Here is a 15,868-nt window from a genome sequence, read left to right on the forward strand (position 1 = left end):
TGGCCCCTAAGATAACCACGCGGGCGGCAGGCCGCCAGCCAAGTTGGCGCCTTCCTTCACGACGGACCCCTTGCGATTCGCCGTGCCCGGAACGATAGTGGCAGCCTTGACTTCGACGCCATCCGTGGAGAAAACGATGTCCGACATCGACAGCCAGTTCCAAGCCGCCACCGAAGCCGCAAAGCAGCTGCCGGAGCGCCCGGACAACGACACCATGCTGAAGCTGTACAGCCACTTCAAGCAGGCCACCGAAGGCGATGTGTCGGGTCCGAAGCCGGGTTTCTTCGATTTCGTCGGCACCGCCAAGTACGAAGCCTGGGAAAAACTGAAGGGACTCAGCCATGACGACGCGAAGAAGAAGTACATCGACCTCGTCAAGCGCCTCGGCGGCAAGTTCTGAGGGTGCCGTGAGCCAGGAAACCGGGCCAGTCAAGACGCGCGACCGCATCCTGGCGAAGAGCCTGGAGATGTTCAACGCGCAGGGCGAGCCGAACGTCACGACCAACCACATCGCCGACGAACTCGAGATCAGCCCGGGAAACCTCTACTACCACTTCCGCAACAAGGACGACATCATCGAGCAGCTCTTCGCACGTTTCGAAGAGCGCATCGGCGACGCCTTGCTGGTCCCCGAGGGGCGCACGCCCAACCTCGAGGACATGTGGCTGCAGATGCACCTCGTGTTCGAGTGCATCTGGGACTACCGCTTCGTCTATCGCGATCTGGTCGATCTGCTGACGCGCAGCCGCAAGCTGAAAATGCATTTCTCGCGCATCCTCAAACGTGCCCACGAGAGCATTTCCAAGGTCTGCACCGAGATGGTCAAGGCCGGCACGATGCTCGCAAGCCAGCGCGAGATCGAGGCCATCGCGCAGAACACGGTGGTGCTGACCACCTTCTGGCTGAACTTCCAGCAGATCAAGCCCGCCACCAGCGCCAAGACCGACGTCGACCTCGGCCGCGGGATCTACCAGGTCATGGTGCTGATCGCCCCGTACTTGAAGAGCGCCGAGCGGGCGCACCTGACGCGGCTGGCGGATCAGTATCTGGGTGGGAATTGAAGGAATGTTGTGGGTTGTGGGTTGTGAGTTGTGGCCGCACGAGCGAAGCGCGCTCTGGCTGCCCACAACCCAGAACCCACAACCCACAACTGACGATGCCCGGCCGGCACCGCCGGCCGGGCATGCAGCAGCCGTCAGGCCGCCTTGGCCTGCAGCGCCTTCACCTGGCGCGAGAGGTCGGCGACGCGGCGCGAGAGCACCTGCACGTCGGACTTGCTCGGCACGCCGAGGCGCGAGAGCACGCGGGTCACCTGGCCGCCGACCACGCCTTCGACCTGGGACAGGTTGGCGGCGGCCTTCTGCTGCACCTTGCCGATCACGCCGGTGACCTGCTCGCGCACGCCGGCGAAAGTGCCTTCAGCGAACTTCACGGTGCGCTCGCGCAGGTCCTGGCCCTGCTCGATGATGCGGTTGATCACGCGCACGCCTTCCTTGCGCGACAGCGCGACGGCGCCGAGCGACGCCAGCACCACCTTGCGGGCGGGATCGTTCTGGGCCGCGACATTGCGCTTGGCAACACGCGCGGGCTTCTTCGCGATGAGCTTCTTGGTAGCCATGTTTTTCTCCTTGTGGTCTCGCAAAAGGGGCGCGCGGGGTGTCGCGCTGAGGTCCAAGGTAAGAGCCGGCCGATAGAACAATCACACTAAGCAACGATTGCCTTCTCTACCGCATGCATGTCCTCCAGCAGCGGCGAAGCGCACCGCTTGCCAGCTCCAGCGCCATTGACGATGCTCTGCGGCTACCCAGTGCGCCCCGGAGGGCATGATGGCTGCGAAGAAGTGGGTCAAGTTTCCGCACACCAGTGCGGCCTACGACTATGCCGGCGCCAAGCTCGCGAAGGGCTGGGAGCGCCTGCATGCGGGCGATCAGGAACCTTTTCCGGACAAGAAGCATGTCGCGGCGCTGCAGAAGCGCTACCCGAAGATGAAGGAAGCTGGCGACGCCGAGGCGATCTCCATTGCGCTGCAGGACGCCTGGCGCGACTTTCACCGTGGCGAGTTCCAGAAGGCAGCAGAAGCCGGCGAGGGCCTCGGCGTGATCGGCGCCACCGTCGCCAACAAGGCCGAAGGCATCTACGCCACCTACCTTGCCAAGGAAGCCGATCGCGGCGCGCATTTCGAGCGCTGCGCGAAACGGGCGGAAGCGGCGATGGCAGCGATGCCCGACGAGGCCAATGCGCACTACTTCCACGCCTTCGCGCTCGGCCGCTACAGCCAGACGATCTCGATCACCAAGGCGCTGGCCCAGGGCCTGGGGGGCAAAATCAAGGAGAGCCTGGAGCGCACGCTGAAGCTCGCGCCCAAACATGCCGAGGCGCATACCGCGATGGGCCTGTACCACGCCGAAATCATCGACAAGATCGGCGCGCTGGTGGGCGGACTCACTTATGGCGCCAAGGCGGACACCGGCATGAAGCACTTCCAGGAAGCGCTGAAGCTCACGCCGCAATCGCCTATCGCGCACATCGAATACGGCAACGGACTGTTGATGATCTACGGCAAGAAGCGCGCGCCGGATGTAGTCAAAGCCTATGAGGCAGCGGTCGTTCTCAAGCCGGCGGATGCCATGGAGGCCCTGGATATCGACCAAGCCAAGGGCGAACTGGACGATTGAGGACCGCTGCTGGCCGACCTGCCTCGCCGCCCTTCAACCGGCGGCGCGGCTCATTCGAAACCGGACGCGAAAACCATCGGGGAGACGAAGGGAGCGGGTGACAGCGCCAACTGCTGCTCGTTCGGTATCGTTGAAAGGCACCATTCGAGCAGTTCGCCTGACTTGCCATCCGCTTCGGTGTCTTCGATCGTGAGGCGCCAGTTGCCGGCGCCCTGCACCGTCGCGAACGAAGCCAGCGCCTGCACCGGTGCCTTGCGACCCGAGATCGCCGGCTCCCAGGGATTGCAACCGGACGCGAGCTGAGTTCCATCGTCAGCAAACGCAACCTGCATGCGGGTTCCATTGACACATCCCGTTGCGGTCGGACGATCCATCAACAACAAAGGGCCAGCTGCATCAGGCGCGGTCTTGGTCAGGAGATACGCAGGTCGCTGACGTCGGCATGGTCTGCATGCACGGTCACGCGCAGATCCGGCACCGTCGAACCCGGATTCCCGGAGAGAGTTGCCGCGTCGAAATGCACGACGCCCCCGTCCGGAATCGCCCCGTTCGAAATCAGGAAACACGCCTGGGCAGTGCGAAAAAACCGGCGCGCAGGCGTCGACAGGAGTTCGTTGGAAATGCCGCAGGTGTTGCGTCCGAGAACGCGGTACTGATACGGCGTCGACGGATCGAGCGCCGTCAGCGTGCGGTGCTCGCTTTCGGTTCCGATCCAGCAGTAGTTGGGATCGTCGGGATCGCAGTCTTCGTAGGTGACGATCGGATAGGACGTTGATCCGCACTCCTCCGGCTCGACCGCACTGGCTTCGGTGCACTTGCCGGCATCCAACCGGTGACTGTCGATCTGTTGCGAAGACACCCAGCCGAACCAGGGCCGGGTCGGCATGTCGTTGACCCCGTCCGCCAGTTCGCGATAGGTCATCGGCGACGGTTCGAACTGCGTTTCGATCTGGATATTCGCCGTGGCGTATTGCACCGGCTGCCCGAAGAACCCCGAGGTCCTGCCGCGGAAGGACACCTGACGCACGCCCACCGTATTCACCGAACCGGTGAACAGGCCTACCAGGGTAGTGCCGCTGACCGTGTTTCCTCCCTGCGAGGCGCGCAGATACAGCGGGTTCGGCGAAACGCCCTGCATGAAATACCAGGGAAACAACTGCTGCCCCGGTTCCGTGTAGACGTACTCTTCCCAGGGATTACGCCACGAATAGCGGAACACCAGGCCCATCTGATTGTTGTGGCAGATCGTGTAGGGCGGCGCGTTATCGATGAAGCCGCCGGGGAAGAACGGCGTGTAGGTACGCGCATAGTCGAGGCGCATGCTGAAGTTCTGCGCAGCTGCGACCGTGTGCAGGCCAAGGCTGCCGATCAGGCAACTCGACAGCAGTGCAAGACGGCGAACATCGATCGAAGCCATGAATCTCTCCCACACTAGCCTGAGGCACTTAGGATAGAGCATTTAGAATCAAGCACAAAGCGCGCTCTTCTCAAGCTGTGTCGCAAGTCGCACCTGAGGAACACGCAAGCATCGGCGCGGGATTCACCGCGCAACCTCATGGGCGACTATTGTGCGCCTTCCGCTTGCGACCGGCACGTTCGGACTTTGGCGTGGCTTGCGCGGCACGGATGGCCAGCAGGCGCTCCGCAAGTTCAGGTGTGATTGGCCCGTCGCCGTCGTGCATCAAAGCGATCAGCAGCAGCTTTTCCAGCTCCGGACCGAAGCGCTCGATGATGCGGCCGGGGTCCGGGATCCGCCGGCTGTCGCCGATCAGCCCGAAATACACCGAACCGGCATAGCTCAAGATGCTGATCCCCATGCCGATCGAACCTGATTGCGGCACCCAGAACATCATCTCGCGCACCGGCGTACCGCAGAGATACAGCGGTTCCTGCGGGCCCGGGACATTGGTCGCCACCGTGGTGGCCTTGCGGCTCAGCATTTCCAGCGCCGGGCGCTGCAGGGCTGCGGGCCCCACGCCGAGGGCGCTGAGCAGGCCGAAGGACATCACCGCCTGGCGCGAGTGCTTCAGCTGCTGCATGTTGTCGCGCACTGCCTGCAGCCGCGCCACCGGGTTTTCCAGCCCGATCGGCAGGTCGAGGAACACCAGGCCGAAGTGGTTGCCGAGATCCTTCGCGTGCTCCAGCGGGCGAAGGTTGACCGGGATGGTCGCGCGGATCGTCAGCCCGTCGACATCATCGCCTCGCTCGATCAGGTAGGCGCGCAAGGCACCCGCGGCGCAGGCCATCAGGACATCGTTGACCGTGGCATCCAGCGCCTTGCCGACCGCCTTCACTTCCGCCAGCGGCAAGGGATGGCACCAGGCCACGCGCTTGAGCACGCCGAGCGGACCCTTGAAGCGAGTCGGCGGATCGTCTGCGAGCATCAGCGCGTGCACCAGTTCGCGCAGGATCTCGCTGGTCTCGTGCGCACCGGTCCTGGCCAGCGCCATCAGCGAGGTCGCCGCGGCCTGTGGATCGCGAACCAGCTCGAAGGCCTTGTGCATGCCCGCTTCGACCAGTTCGGCGGCGTGCTCCACCTGGTGCCGCGCCGGCGCCAGCAGGCGTTCGAACACGGTGCCGCCGGCCTGTTTCAGCTTCGACTTCGGATGCGGCTTGTGGTGCTTCGCGTGCGGCGTGGTGTCATGCAGCGAGAGCATCACCTGCACCAGCGCGATGCCATCGGCATAGCAATGGTGGATGCGCACAACCAGCGCCGCGCCGCCGTTGTAGTTCTCGATCAGGTGGTATTGCCACAGCGGCTTGCTCGGGTCCAGCGGCGAGCTGGCGAGGTTGCTGACGTACTCTTGCAACTCGTCCTTGCCGCCGGGCGCCGGCAGCGCCGCGCGGCGCACATGCCATTTGATGTCGAAGGTGTCGTCCAGCTCCCAGAACCACTGCCCCGAGAGTTCGACGGCGCGCTGGCGGAAACGCCGGAACGCAAGGAAACGCGCCTCCACGGTGCGCCTGAGCACCTCGATGTCCAGCGCGTGCTCGAGCACGATCACGCCGGTGATCATCATCAGGTTGGTCGGTCGCTCCATCCGCAGCCAGGCGGTGTCGACCTTGGACATCGGTTCGTGCTGGTTCATGGCGATACTCGCAGTTTGCGGCATCCTGCCACGTCTACCGGGCAAACACGATGATCCCGCTCAGACCGCCAGAAACGCCCGCACCACCCGCACCACCCGCTGCATCGCCTCGGCGAGCACCTGCTCGATCTCGTGCATGCCGATGATCTGTTGCGTGCCGCAGCCCGCTGCCGGATTGGCGACCACCGCCAGGCTGGCGTAGTCCAGGCCCGCCTCGCGCGCCAGCACGGCTTCGGGCATCGAGGTCATGCCGACCAGGTCGCAGCCGTCGCGGCGCAAGCGCGCGATCTCGGCGCGGGTTTCCAGCCGCGGGCCCTCGGTGACCGCGACGCAGCCGCCGTCATGCACCGCCACGCCGGCAGCACCGGCCGCCGTCAGCAGCCGCTGGCGCAAGGGCTCGCCGAAGGGGTCGGTGAAGTCCACATGCTCGACCGCCAGGTCCTCGAAGTCGCTGAAACTGCTGAGGCGCCCGTGGGTGTAGTCGATCAGTTGGGTCGGCGCGGCAATCGCGCCGGCGGACGCCCAGTCGGCGATGCCGCCGACCGCGTTGATCGCAACGATCTCGCGTACCCCGGCATCCTTCAGCGCGACGATGTTGGCGCGGTAGTTCACCCGGTGCGGCGCGATCCGGTGCGGCGTGCCGTGGCGCGCGAGGAAGGCGACCGCCCGGCCAGCGATGGTGCCCTGCACCACCGGGCCGGAGGGCATGCCGTAGGTCGTGCGCGCCTCGATGCGGCCGCTCTCGACGATGTCCGCGATGCGGCCGAAGCCGGTGCCGCCGATGATGCCGATGGGCGCCGCGCTCATGCGGCGTAGATGCCGAACAGGCTGCGGCCGTGTTCTTCGTAGTCCATGCCGAAGCCGAACACATAGCGGTCAGGCACGGTCAGGCCGACGAAATCGGCCTGGATTCCGGGCACGCAACGGTCGTGGTCCTTGCGCACCAGCACCGCCACGTAGACTGCCTTGGCGCCCTGCTCGACCGCGTACTTCTTCAGCGCTTCGAGCGTGTGGCCTTCGTCGAGGATGTCGTCGACGAACAGGATCACGCGGTCCTTGAAATCGTAGCGCGGGCGCGCCTTCCAGTAGAGCTCGCCGCCGCTGGTGCCGCCGTGGTAGCGGGTCACGTGCACATAGTCGAAATCGAGGTCGACGCTGGCGCCGATGCGTGGCGCAAGCATGCCCGCCGTGATCAGCCCGCCGGTCAGGACCGTGACGTAGATCGGCTGCTCGCCATCGAGCTTGTCGACGATGGCGGCGGCCATGCGATCGATCGCCGCTTCCAGTTCGGCGCGGTCGAACAGCAGGTCGGAGCGCGCCAGCACCGCCTTGAAATCGAGTTCCGTCATGATTACGTGAGCTCCAGCAAAGCCTCCAGCCTAGCGGCGCGACGCGCCCAAGTCGAGCTTTCGCGCGCGCGCCGCTGGGGTGCACGCAGGCGTCCGCGCAGGCGCTGCGCAAGGCGGGCATTGGCCTTCAGGCGCAGTTCGCGTGCGGCCGCCAGCGCGGTCGGCACCAGCTGCGGATCGCACACCAGGATCAGGTCACAGCCAGCGTCCCGATGCGCGGCGAGGCGCGCACCAACATCGCCCAGCGCGGCGCCAGCGACCATGCCGATGTCGTCGGAGATCACCACCCCCTCGAAACCCAGCGCCGAGCGCAGCACATCCTGGATCCAGTAGCGCGCATAGCCGGCGGCCTCCTTGCACACCGCCGGATACTCGACATGCGCCATCATCACCGCGCGCGCACCGGCGAGCACGCCGACCGCGAACGGCAGCAGGTCCTGGTCGCAGATCTCAAAGCCCGGCCGGGCGTCGATGGCACGGTCGTGATGGGTGTCGGCGAGCACGCTGCCGTGGCCGGGGAAGTGCTTCAGCGTGGCCGGCATGCCCACCCGCTGCAGGGTGTCGGCGTAGATCGTCGCCAGTTCCGCACAGGCCTCGGGCGCGGCGTCGAATGCACGGTCGCCGATCGCCAGGTTGCCACGCGCCAGATCCGCGACCGGCGCGAAGCTGAGGTCGAGGCCGGCGGCGAGCACTTCGGTGGCCATGATCTCGGCGTGCAGTCGCGCGGCCCGGCGCGCCGCGGCGGGCTGCTGGCGGTACAGGGCGCCGATGCGCGCCAGCGGCGGCAGCGCCGTGAACCCGGCGCGGAAGCGCTGCACCCGCCCGCCTTCCTGGTCGACCGCAATCACCGCGTCCGGATCGCAGGCACGGATGGCGGCGCAAAGATCGGCCAGTTGCGTCGGATCCGCGTAGTTGCGGGTGAACAATATCGCCCCGGCGACCGCCGGATCCGCCAGTTGGGCGGCCTCTTCCGGCATCAGCCGGGTGCCAGACACCCCAATCATCAGTGACGTCATCGAGCCTCCCATTGGCTGTAGGGGTGACGCACCAGGTTGCTGTTCATGTAGCGCGCGTCATGGGTGACTTCGCTCCCGAGCCATTCCGGCTGCGGATAGGCCTCGTCCGCCGCGGCGAGTTCCACTTCGGCCACGATCAGCCCCGCATTCGCGCCGTCGAACTCATCGATCTCGAACACGTGGTTGTCGATCTCGACGAAATGCCGCGTCTTCGACACCACCGGGCCATCGGCCAATTCCGCCAGCATCACCTGCGCGTCGGCGACCGGAATCGCGTACTCGAACTCCAGCCGCGTGGTGCCCAGGCGCGCGCTCTTGATGTTCAGCCACGCCCGCCCGCCGCCGATGCGCACCCGCACCGACGAGCGCGTGCCACCGAGGTAGCCCTGCGCCAGGTACTCGCTGCGACTCACCTGCGCGCGCCAGGCGTCGCTGGCGAGCAGGAACTTGCGTTCAATTTCGATCGCCATCAGTAATGACCTCCGTGCAGCATGGGGATGCGTGAGCAGCATTCTTGTCCGCAAAGGACGCAAAGGACGCAAAGGAAAGCCCTCTCGGTCGAACCTGAGGTTGTCATCCGGTTGAAGCCACAGACAACTGTTTCTGCATCTTCCCGTGCTTCCCTTTGCGTCCTTTGCGGACAAGAAACTCTCTTGATCAGCGCCGCACGAACAGCGCCATGCTCTCGACATGCGCGGTGTGGGCGAACATGTCCATCGCGCCGGCGGCGACCAGGTCGAAGCCCTTGGCGACCAGCAGCGCGGCGTCGCGCGCCAGGGTGCCGGGGTGGCAGGAGACGTAGACGATGCGCTCGACATCCTTGCCGGGCAGGTAGTCGAACACGCGCTCGGCGCCGGCGCGCGGCGGGTCCAGCAGGATCCGGGTGTAGCGTGCGCGCGCCCAGGCGGCGTCGCGCTGGTCCTGGCTGAGGTCAGCCACCGCGTAATCGATATTGTCCAGGCCCGCGCGCTGAGCGTTCTGGCGTGCGCGCGCCAGCAGCCCCGCGTCGCCCTCGACCCCGAACACGCTCGCTGCGCGACGCGCCAGCGGCAGGGTGAAGTTGCCGAGGCCGCAATAGAGGTCGAGGACTTGGTCGCTGCTGCCGACATCCAGCAGATCGATGGCCTGCGCAACCATCGCGCGGTTGATGCTGTCGTTGACCTGCACGAAGTCCAGCGGCAGGTAGGCCAGGCGCAGGCTGTCGTCGATGGCGTATTCCAGTTCCGGCGGCGGCGTGCCGTCCAGGCCCACCAGGCTGTCGAGGCCGGCCGGCTGCAGCACGATCTGGAATCCGTGCGCGGCGCCAAAGGCCGCCAGGCGTTCGCGATCGGCCGCGGTGAGCGGCACCAGGTTGCGGAACACCAGCACGACCTTTTCCGCCGCAGCGACTTCGATCTGTGCGATCGCCGCGCGCGCATCCATCTGCGAGACCAGATCGGACAAGGCGCCGATGCGGGTGCCGACGCGCGGATCAAGCACCGGGCAGTGCTCGATCTCGGCCACGTAGCGCCCGTTGGCTTCGCGAAAGCCCACCAGTGCGCGGCCCTTCTTCTCGACGAAGCGCACCGACAGGCGCGCCTTGCGCCGGTAGCCCCAGATCTCGCGCTGCAGCGCAGGCAGTACGCGCTCGGGGCGCACCTTGCCGATGCGCTCCAGGCTGTCCATCAGCTGCTTCTGCTTGAACTCGATCTGGCGCAAGGGATCGAGGTGCTGCAGGCTGCAGCCGGAGCACACCGAGACGTGCGCGCAGCGCGGCTCCACCCGGTCCGGGCTGGCCTGCAGGATCTCCTCGGCCGCGGCGTCGTCGTACTGCCGATGACGCTTGACCAGGCGCGCGCGCACCTGCTCGCCCGGCAACGCGCCGTCGACAAACACCGCCTTCTGCCCCGCGCGTGCGATGCCGCGCCCGTCGTGGGCCAGATCCTCGATCAGCAACTCCAATGCAATCCCCGCCTTCCGCCGTGGCAATCGCACAATCTAGCGGGGATACTGCCCTTTGGCCACGCAATGTGCCCAATCATGACGCAGCTCCGATGCTTGCTGGTCGATGACGACGCCATCTCGGCGGTCTTCGTGGGCGATTGGCTGGCGGCGCGCGGCTGGGAGGTGCGGCACGCGGAAACGCTTGCGGGAGCCGATGCGGCGCTGGCACAAGGCGAATTTGAGCTCTGGCTGGTCGACCGTCGGCTCCCCGATGGCGATGGCCTGGCCTGGCTGGGTCGGCGCCTTGCCGGATGCTGCCAGTCGACTCCGCGCTGCCTGCTGGCGAGCGGGGAGCGTATCGCCGCCGATGCCCTGCCGCCCGGCGTGGGCAGCCTGCGCAAGCCGCTCGACACGGAATGGCTGAGCGCATGGCTGGAGTCACAACCGGCGAACGCTGCGACCATGGATGCCGTAGAGCAGCCGTCCACGTCACTACTCGAGGACGAGCGCGCCCTCACACGCTTCGGCGGCAATCGCGCAGCACTGCACTCGCTGCGCCGGATGCTGCTGGCAGAACTTCGCGACAGCGTCAGCTGGCGCGCGAGCCTGGCGCAATCGCCAACGCCGGCAGCCGCGCTGGACGCACTGCACCGGCTACGGGCGGGATGCACGCTGACCGGTTGCGTGCGACTGGGAGCCGTGGCCGAGGAACTCGAGTCAGCGCTGCGCGCTGGCGCGCCTGCGCGTCCGGATTCCCTGCAGGCACTGGATGAGGCGCTGCGCGCCACGATGCTGGCCCTGGGTGCAGAGTGACCGCTGCTCAGCGCCCGAGCTTGGCGAGCAGCCCCCAGGATTGCAGCGGTTCTCCGCGCAACTGCTGGCCGATCAACTCCCGCAGCAACCGGCGCAACTCACGCAGCTGCTCGGGCGCGGGCAGGTCGTCGCGATCCATTCCCAGGAGCGCCGCACCGCTGTAGCCAGGCGCCGGTTCTGCCACGCGCACGAAGCCGTGGTCCGGTTCGAAGCGGTAACGCCCGTCGGGATCGAGTGCATCGCCGGCGGCGTCGCTGGCGAAATCGGCGGCATAGCCCATCGCCTGCAGCAGATCGCGTTCGAAGCGACGCAGGGTCCAGGCCAGCGAGGGCGTGTCGACCAGTTCCTGCATGGTCGCCGCATAGCGCTGGAACAGTTGCGGATGCGCGTCCCCGCGCGGCAGCAGGCGGACCAGCAACTCGTTGCAATACAGGCCACCCAAAGCATGGTCGGCACGCAACAGCAGCGCCGGGCCGGCGGGTTCGGCACGCACCAGTCGCTGCAAATCGCCGCTGCCGCCGAAGTCCAGCCGCAGTTCCTGGAATGGTTGCAACAGCGCTGGAAGCGCACTCTTCGAACCGCGCGCGCCACGGGCGATCAGGCCGATACGCCCGTGGTCCGGCGTCCACGCTTCCAGCAGCAAGCTGGATTCGGAATATTGCCGGCGGTGCAACACAAAGGCCGGCTGGTCCGCTACACGCATTGCCGCAACATCCTCGCCGAGCTAGTGCCCCAGGGGACACTAGCGCCTGTGCGCGGCGATCACCGCCACGCCGAGCAATCCCAGCAGCAGCACGAGCAGGCGCATGGCCCCAGGGCCGAGCGCCGGCACCGCCCGCGGCGGTGGCGCGCCGAACAAGCCAGCCGCGCGGGCCATCGCGCGACGGCCGACCTGCTGGCCGAGCAGGCGCCCGGGGAAATCATCGTAGGCCGGATGGATGCCGCCGTAGATGCGTGAAATCCCGGCCTCGTCGGCGGCGTCGAAATAGGTCGCGTATTGCAGGTCCATCGGCTGGCTCGGGCCAAACTCGAAACCGAGCGGGAATCCGCTGCCGTCGGTCGCGGCGCGGAAGCTGGCCAGCCCGCCGGGAAAGAAGGCGGAGCCGGTGAAATCGGCCAGCACCTCGGCCGCGCCGCGCGAAAAACCACTGTGCCCGGAGGTGTAGCCCGGAAATGGCGGAGTGACGAATGCGCGCGCCTGGTAGGGGATCCAGCGATCGCCCAGGATCCAGGCCACGCCACCGGCCTGGGACGCGGGCTGCGGCGGATGGCCCGCCCAAGCCAGGATGGCAATCCGGCCGACACTCGCCGCCAGATGCGCATGCCGCTGGCCCGGCGCGCTCGATTCGGCAGTGACCAGTTCGATCAGACCGGGCACCAGCGGCAAGCCATTCGCATGGTAGGCGGGCAGCGCCGGGTCGCTGGACTGCCCCAGGCTGGCCATTTCGCGGATCAGCGTGATCGGGCGTGAGGCATTGCCAAGGAACTTGGTTTCCCAGGTGGCGATCGCCACGTCGTGCAGCGCCGCATTCAGCGCGAGATAGAGCTTCACATCCCAGTCGAGTCGCGCAAGCACCGGCCCCGAGCCGCGGAAACGTCGCGCCAGCGCCGGGTGATCGGAGACCGCATTGGCAATCTCGTTCCAGTGGCCGGGCGGTGTCGACGAGCGCGGGCCGTCGGCCCAGAACTCGGACACCACACGCGCGTAGTCGCCCAGCAGGACGAAGTTGTCTGCATAGGGCTGCCCGGTAACCGGGTTCACGGCGTGACCGCTGCCGTCGTTGGTGCCCACCGGATGGTTGCCGCGCACCCGCGGCGAGTGGTTGAGCAACGCCGTGTTCGCTGGCGTCAACAGGCTGCTGGCGCGGATGACCTCGACGATGTCCGCGCGCAATTGCGCGTCCCCGGCACCGCCCAGGCGCGGCGGCGGCGCCAGGCTTACATACGGTTGGCCCGGCGCCGGGCGTTGGATCGCGAAAGGCTCCACCTGGCGCCAATGCGAAGTCAGGAAGGTCTGCACGCCCGGCGCCCCGGGCGGGATCAGCGGCTGCCATGCATTGATGTCGACCAGGCCGCCGGTGCCGGGCAGTTGCACCAGCATCGGCGCATTGGTGGGAAAGAAGGGCACCGGATCCACATAGCTGCCCTGCTGGTTGGATCCATCCTGCAATCCGCGCGCGATGATGGCCGCAGCGATGCGGTTGCCCACCGCGGCGGGCGATGAGCCGGATGTGGTCGTGTTGCTGGTGTCCAGTCCCAGCTCGCCCATGCACGCGTCGAAGCGCGCGAACGAGGTGCTTTGTCCGGGCGAGCCGGCGAACCGGTTCAGCAGCATGCGGTAGGCGGCGTAACTGATGGCGACGGGCTGATCGCCAGCCGGCCGCCCCGCCGCCGCGGGCGACTCGTCGGCGTAGACCGGCAGAGCCAGCGGGTCGTAGGCGGCGAAGGCATCGTAGATCGCCGCGGAGACATGGAACAGGTTGCGCGCATGCACCGTGGGGCGAGGCGCGTCGATGCGGATCGCCGCCAGCAGTTGCTCGTTCCACATACGCGCCACCGAGCGCTCGCCGCTGCAGGCCAGCGATTCGGGCAGGTCGGCGCGCGTCGACGGCGGCAGTGACACCGGTGCGGCGATCGCAGCGGCGCCCAGGAACAGGAAGATCGCGCAGGCTGCGCGAGGTTGCGGCAAATGCATGAGCTCAATTCTCGAAACCGTGCGCGAACAGCACGGCGCTGGGGTGGAAGATCGTGTGCTTGCGGTCGGCGTCCAGCGAGCCGAGGGCGGCGACACTACCATCGGGCCAGCGCAATTCCACCGTCGCCGACGTGAAGGCGCCCAGGCCGAAATGCAGCTGCGGCTCATGACTGGCGCCGCGCGACTCGCCGGACCGGAGTTCACGGATCTGGCGCGCGCCGTCGGCTGTGGTCAACGTCAGCAACGCTCCGAGCGCATCGCGATTGCGGTCCGCCGCGCCACGCAATTCGAAGGCCATCCAGTGGTTCCCGCTCGTCTGGTCGTTACGGTACAGCCGGTAGCCCTCGTTCCAGTGGCCGAGCACGAGGTCCAGGTCGCCGTCCTGGTCGTAATCCAAGCGCGCGGCGCTCTCGGTCGGACGGATCTGGGCCAACGCGCCGCTGTCCGGTGTGATGCGCAGGAAATCGCCCCCGGTGTTGCGGAACAACTGGTCCTGGTTGGGGGTGTTGGAGAAGCCGCCCGAGGCGATCGCAAGGAAGGCGTCTTCCCAGCCATCGTTGTCGAAGTCGGCGAAGATGGTGCCCCAGCCGACCGCGAAATGATTGAGCGCAGACCCGGTCTCGCGCTGGAAGGACAGCGGCGCGGTGCCCTGGCCACGCAGGAACATCTGCTCGTCCACACTCGAATAGAAGAGGTCCCAGTCACAGTCACGGTCCACATCGCCCACCGCAATGCCCATGCCGAAGGCCGGGACGTCGGCGCCGCTCGCGGCAGCCATGTCGACCAGACACAGCACGCGGCAGCCAGGACCGGCATTGCGCCAAAGGGTATTGCCCTTGAGCTTGTCGTTGACCACGTAGAGATCCGGGCGCCCATCGCGGTCGAGATCGCTGATTACCGCCGCGAGCACCGGCCGCCGCAGTTTCTGGCGCTCCTCCACGCTGAACTCGGCGGTGATGTTGGTCCACTGGCCGGGCGCCGTCTGTAACACCACGCGGTCCAGGTTGTCGGGGTTGCTGACGTCCGGAGAGGCGGAGTCCGGATAGACGCCGATGTAAATGTCGAGCAAGCCGTTGCCGTCCAGGTCACCCCAGGCCAACGCGTCCGTATGCGGTGGGTTGAACCCGGCGGGCGCGTGGTCGAGTTCGGGCACCATCGCGTTGACGAAGCGACGGCCGCCGAGGTTGCGCATCAGCAGGTTGGACTGGCCGCGACAGCCTATGTAAACGTCGGTCCAGCCGTCGTTGTCGTAGTCCGCCGCTGCCGCCACGCTGCACGCGGTGCCCGCGAACATCGCATTGACTTCGGCCAACTCCTCGAAGGTTCCGTCACCGCGATTGAAGTACAGGCGGGTAGGATTGAGGTAGCCAGTGACCAGGATGTCGCTCCAGCCATCGTGATCGTAGTCGGCAACCGCGATACCGCCAGCCGGAATGTTGGCCAGGAACGAGGGCGTGAAACCGGACGGGCCAGACACATCGGTGAATGGCTGAGCGTCCAGGCGCGCCGCCGGCAGCATCGCGCAGAGCGCAATCAAACATTGGATGACCAGCTTCACGCAGTCGCTCCGTCGCTCGGGCCAACTGATCATCAAGGCATCCGGACAGTATCGTCAATGCCGCATGCACGGCCGATCGCTCCGGCAGCGAGCGCACTTCGTGGCCTATGCCTCAGGGATCGCCGGCGCCGGCATCAAGACCGCGATGCGTGCTCTCGATACAGCCAGCGCGCGGTTCAGCCCGGTGCGAGATCCACCGCGAAGCACCCAATCGCAGAGATCGCGGACTGTGCTTTTGGACGCAAAGGACGCAAAGGACGCAAAGGAAATCAAACGCGATACAGCGCTGGGGTATCCCCGGCACTTGCTGTCTTTGCGTCCTTTGCGTCCCTTTGCGTCCTTTGCGTACTCAATCACAGGGTCGTCGTTTCGCACGGGCTGAAAATGTATGAAATTCAACACCTTGGCGCATGTTCGGTGAGAGTTCCGGTCGCCCCTGCCGGTGCGCTTATTCGCGCATCGAACTTCTTCGCGACCCGCGCCACTTTTCTTGTCCGCAAAGGACGCAAAGAACGCAAAGGGAGCGAAAGCGGTTTCCGCTCTTCTTTGCGTCCTTTGCGTCCTTTGCGGACAAACTGCTCTTCAGATCAATGAGTTATCGGATGTTCGGTGAGAGGGGCTGAAAATGTATGAAATTCAACACCTTGGCGCATGTTCGGTGAGAGTCCCGGTCGCCCCTGGCGGTGCGCTTGTTCGCGCATCGAACTTCTTCGCGACCCGCGCCACTTTTCTTGTCCGCAAAGGACGCAA

16 protein-coding genes are annotated in these 15,868 nt (G+C 66.4%); 4 read left to right on the plus strand and 12 right to left on the minus strand.

The window, feature by feature from the left end; all coding sequences use genetic code 11:
* The first annotated feature begins 136 nt into the window (after window positions 1–136).
* Together IPK27_07595 and IPK27_07600 are read left to right on the plus strand one after the other, a co-directional pair.
* Window positions 137–400 carry an acyl-CoA-binding protein gene (locus IPK27_07595; GenBank protein ID MBK8067484.1) on the plus strand — a complete coding sequence of 88 codons (264 nt, stop codon included), beginning with the start codon at window positions 137–139 and terminating at the stop codon, window positions 398–400.
* A complete protein-coding gene (locus tag IPK27_07600) occupies window positions 342–1,061 on the plus strand; it encodes a TetR/AcrR family transcriptional regulator (protein ID MBK8067485.1) in 720 nt (239 codons plus the stop codon). The genes IPK27_07595 and IPK27_07600 overlap by 59 nt, the downstream gene beginning before the upstream one ends.
* A gap of 134 nt (window positions 1,062–1,195) precedes the next feature.
* Here the strand turns inward: IPK27_07600 and IPK27_07605 are convergent, their stop codons facing one another.
* Window positions 1,196–1,618 carry a phasin family protein gene (locus IPK27_07605; GenBank protein ID MBK8067486.1) on the minus strand — a complete coding sequence of 141 codons (423 nt, stop codon included), beginning with the start codon at window positions 1,616–1,618 and terminating at the stop codon, window positions 1,196–1,198.
* Window positions 1,619–1,823: 205 nt separating this feature from the next.
* Here IPK27_07605 and IPK27_07610 point away from each other — a divergent pair, with 205 nt between their 5' ends.
* Window positions 1,824–2,675 carry a hypothetical protein gene (locus IPK27_07610; GenBank protein MBK8067487.1) on the plus strand — a complete coding sequence of 284 codons (852 nt, stop codon included), beginning with the start codon at window positions 1,824–1,826 and terminating at the stop codon, window positions 2,673–2,675.
* A gap of 50 nt (window positions 2,676–2,725) precedes the next feature.
* Here IPK27_07610 and IPK27_07615 read toward each other — a convergent pair whose 3' ends face one another.
* From IPK27_07615 to rlmD, 8 genes are all read right to left on the minus strand, one after another.
* Entirely contained in the window at window positions 2,726–3,049 is a 324-nt protein-coding gene (locus IPK27_07615) for a hypothetical protein (GenBank protein ID MBK8067488.1), read from the minus strand.
* 38 nt (window positions 3,050–3,087) lie between these two features.
* Window positions 3,088–4,092: a fibronectin type III domain-containing protein gene (locus IPK27_07620; GenBank protein ID MBK8067489.1), complete on the minus strand. Its 1,005-nt coding sequence runs from the start codon at window positions 4,090–4,092 to the stop codon at window positions 3,088–3,090.
* Between the two features lie 136 nt (window positions 4,093–4,228).
* A complete protein-coding gene (locus tag IPK27_07625; protein ID MBK8067490.1) occupies window positions 4,229–5,788 on the minus strand; it encodes a wax ester/triacylglycerol synthase family O-acyltransferase in 1,560 nt (519 codons plus the stop codon).
* A 36-nt stretch (window positions 5,789–5,824) separates the two neighbouring features.
* Window positions 5,825–6,571, minus strand: a complete 747-nt coding sequence (locus tag IPK27_07630; GenBank protein MBK8067491.1) for an S-methyl-5'-thioinosine phosphorylase — start codon at window positions 6,569–6,571, stop codon at window positions 5,825–5,827.
* Window positions 6,568–7,113 (minus strand): hypoxanthine-guanine phosphoribosyltransferase, encoded by a 546-nt coding sequence (locus IPK27_07635; protein MBK8067492.1) that lies wholly within the window; start codon window positions 7,111–7,113, stop codon window positions 6,568–6,570. The genes IPK27_07630 and IPK27_07635 overlap by 4 nt, the downstream gene beginning before the upstream one ends.
* Window positions 7,114–7,115: 2 nt before the next feature.
* Window positions 7,116–8,129, minus strand: a complete 1,014-nt coding sequence (nagZ, locus tag IPK27_07640; GenBank protein ID MBK8067493.1) for a beta-N-acetylhexosaminidase — start codon at window positions 8,127–8,129, stop codon at window positions 7,116–7,118.
* On the minus strand, window positions 8,126–8,599 hold the full coding sequence (locus IPK27_07645; protein MBK8067494.1) for a CYTH domain-containing protein: 474 nt from the start codon (window positions 8,597–8,599) through the stop codon (window positions 8,126–8,128). The genes nagZ and IPK27_07645 overlap by 4 nt, the downstream gene beginning before the upstream one ends.
* Before the next feature lie 187 nt (window positions 8,600–8,786).
* Window positions 8,787–10,103 (minus strand): 23S rRNA (uracil(1939)-C(5))-methyltransferase RlmD, encoded by a 1,317-nt coding sequence (rlmD, locus tag IPK27_07650; GenBank protein ID MBK8067495.1) that lies wholly within the window; start codon window positions 10,101–10,103, stop codon window positions 8,787–8,789.
* A gap of 45 nt (window positions 10,104–10,148) precedes the next feature.
* Between rlmD and IPK27_07655 the strand changes: the two genes are divergently transcribed.
* Window positions 10,149–10,865, plus strand: coding sequence for a hypothetical protein (locus IPK27_07655; GenBank protein ID MBK8067496.1), 717 nt, complete (start codon window positions 10,149–10,151; stop codon window positions 10,863–10,865).
* Between the two features lie 7 nt (window positions 10,866–10,872).
* On the opposite strand, the gene recO is transcribed toward IPK27_07655, so the two are convergent.
* The 3 genes from recO to IPK27_07670 are packed head-to-tail and all read right to left on the minus strand — an operon-like array spanning window position 10,873 to window position 15,118.
* On the minus strand, window positions 10,873–11,568 hold the full coding sequence (gene recO, locus IPK27_07660; protein MBK8067497.1) for a DNA repair protein RecO: 696 nt from the start codon (window positions 11,566–11,568) through the stop codon (window positions 10,873–10,875).
* A gap of 39 nt (window positions 11,569–11,607) precedes the next feature.
* The gene (locus IPK27_07665; GenBank protein MBK8067498.1) at window positions 11,608–13,560 is read right to left on the minus strand and encodes a vanadium-dependent haloperoxidase; all 1,953 of its coding nucleotides are present in this window, start codon (window positions 13,558–13,560) and stop codon (window positions 11,608–11,610) included.
* A 4-nt stretch (window positions 13,561–13,564) separates the two neighbouring features.
* Window positions 13,565–15,118, minus strand: a complete 1,554-nt coding sequence (locus IPK27_07670) for a CRTAC1 family protein (GenBank protein ID MBK8067499.1) — start codon at window positions 15,116–15,118, stop codon at window positions 13,565–13,567.
* Window positions 15,119–15,868: the final 750 nt, after the last annotated feature.

This window comes from Rhodanobacteraceae bacterium, assembly GCA_016713135.1.
Classification (GTDB): Bacteria; Pseudomonadota; Gammaproteobacteria; order Xanthomonadales; family SZUA-5; genus JADKFD01.

Coding starts and splice junctions, on each gene's coding strand:
- IPK27_07605 (MBK8067486.1), bottom strand. CDS start 1,618: ATGGCTACCAAGAAGCTCATCGCGAAGAAGCCCGCGCGTGTTGCCAAG.
- IPK27_07620 (MBK8067489.1), bottom strand. CDS start 4,092: ATGGCTTCGATCGATGTTCGCCGTCTTGCACTGCTGTCGAGTTGCCTG.
- IPK27_07635 (MBK8067492.1), bottom strand. CDS start 7,113: ATGACGGAACTCGATTTCAAGGCGGTGCTGGCGCGCTCCGACCTGCTG.
- recO (MBK8067497.1), bottom strand. CDS start 11,568: ATGCGTGTAGCGGACCAGCCGGCCTTTGTGTTGCACCGCCGGCAATAT.
- IPK27_07665 (MBK8067498.1), bottom strand. CDS start 13,560: ATGCATTTGCCGCAACCTCGCGCAGCCTGCGCGATCTTCCTGTTCCTG.
- IPK27_07615 (MBK8067488.1), bottom strand. CDS start 3,049: ATGGATCGTCCGACCGCAACGGGATGTGTCAATGGAACCCGCATGCAG.
- IPK27_07600 (MBK8067485.1), top strand. CDS start 342: ATGACGACGCGAAGAAGAAGTACATCGACCTCGTCAAGCGCCTCGGCG.
- IPK27_07630 (MBK8067491.1), bottom strand. CDS start 6,571: ATGAGCGCGGCGCCCATCGGCATCATCGGCGGCACCGGCTTCGGCCGC.
- IPK27_07655 (MBK8067496.1), top strand. CDS start 10,149: ATGACGCAGCTCCGATGCTTGCTGGTCGATGACGACGCCATCTCGGCG.
- IPK27_07610 (MBK8067487.1), top strand. CDS start 1,824: ATGATGGCTGCGAAGAAGTGGGTCAAGTTTCCGCACACCAGTGCGGCC.
- IPK27_07595 (MBK8067484.1), top strand. CDS start 137: ATGTCCGACATCGACAGCCAGTTCCAAGCCGCCACCGAAGCCGCAAAG.
- IPK27_07625 (MBK8067490.1), bottom strand. CDS start 5,788: ATGCCGCAAACTGCGAGTATCGCCATGAACCAGCACGAACCGATGTCC.
- nagZ (MBK8067493.1), bottom strand. CDS start 8,129: ATGACGTCACTGATGATTGGGGTGTCTGGCACCCGGCTGATGCCGGAA.
- IPK27_07645 (MBK8067494.1), bottom strand. CDS start 8,599: ATGGCGATCGAAATTGAACGCAAGTTCCTGCTCGCCAGCGACGCCTGG.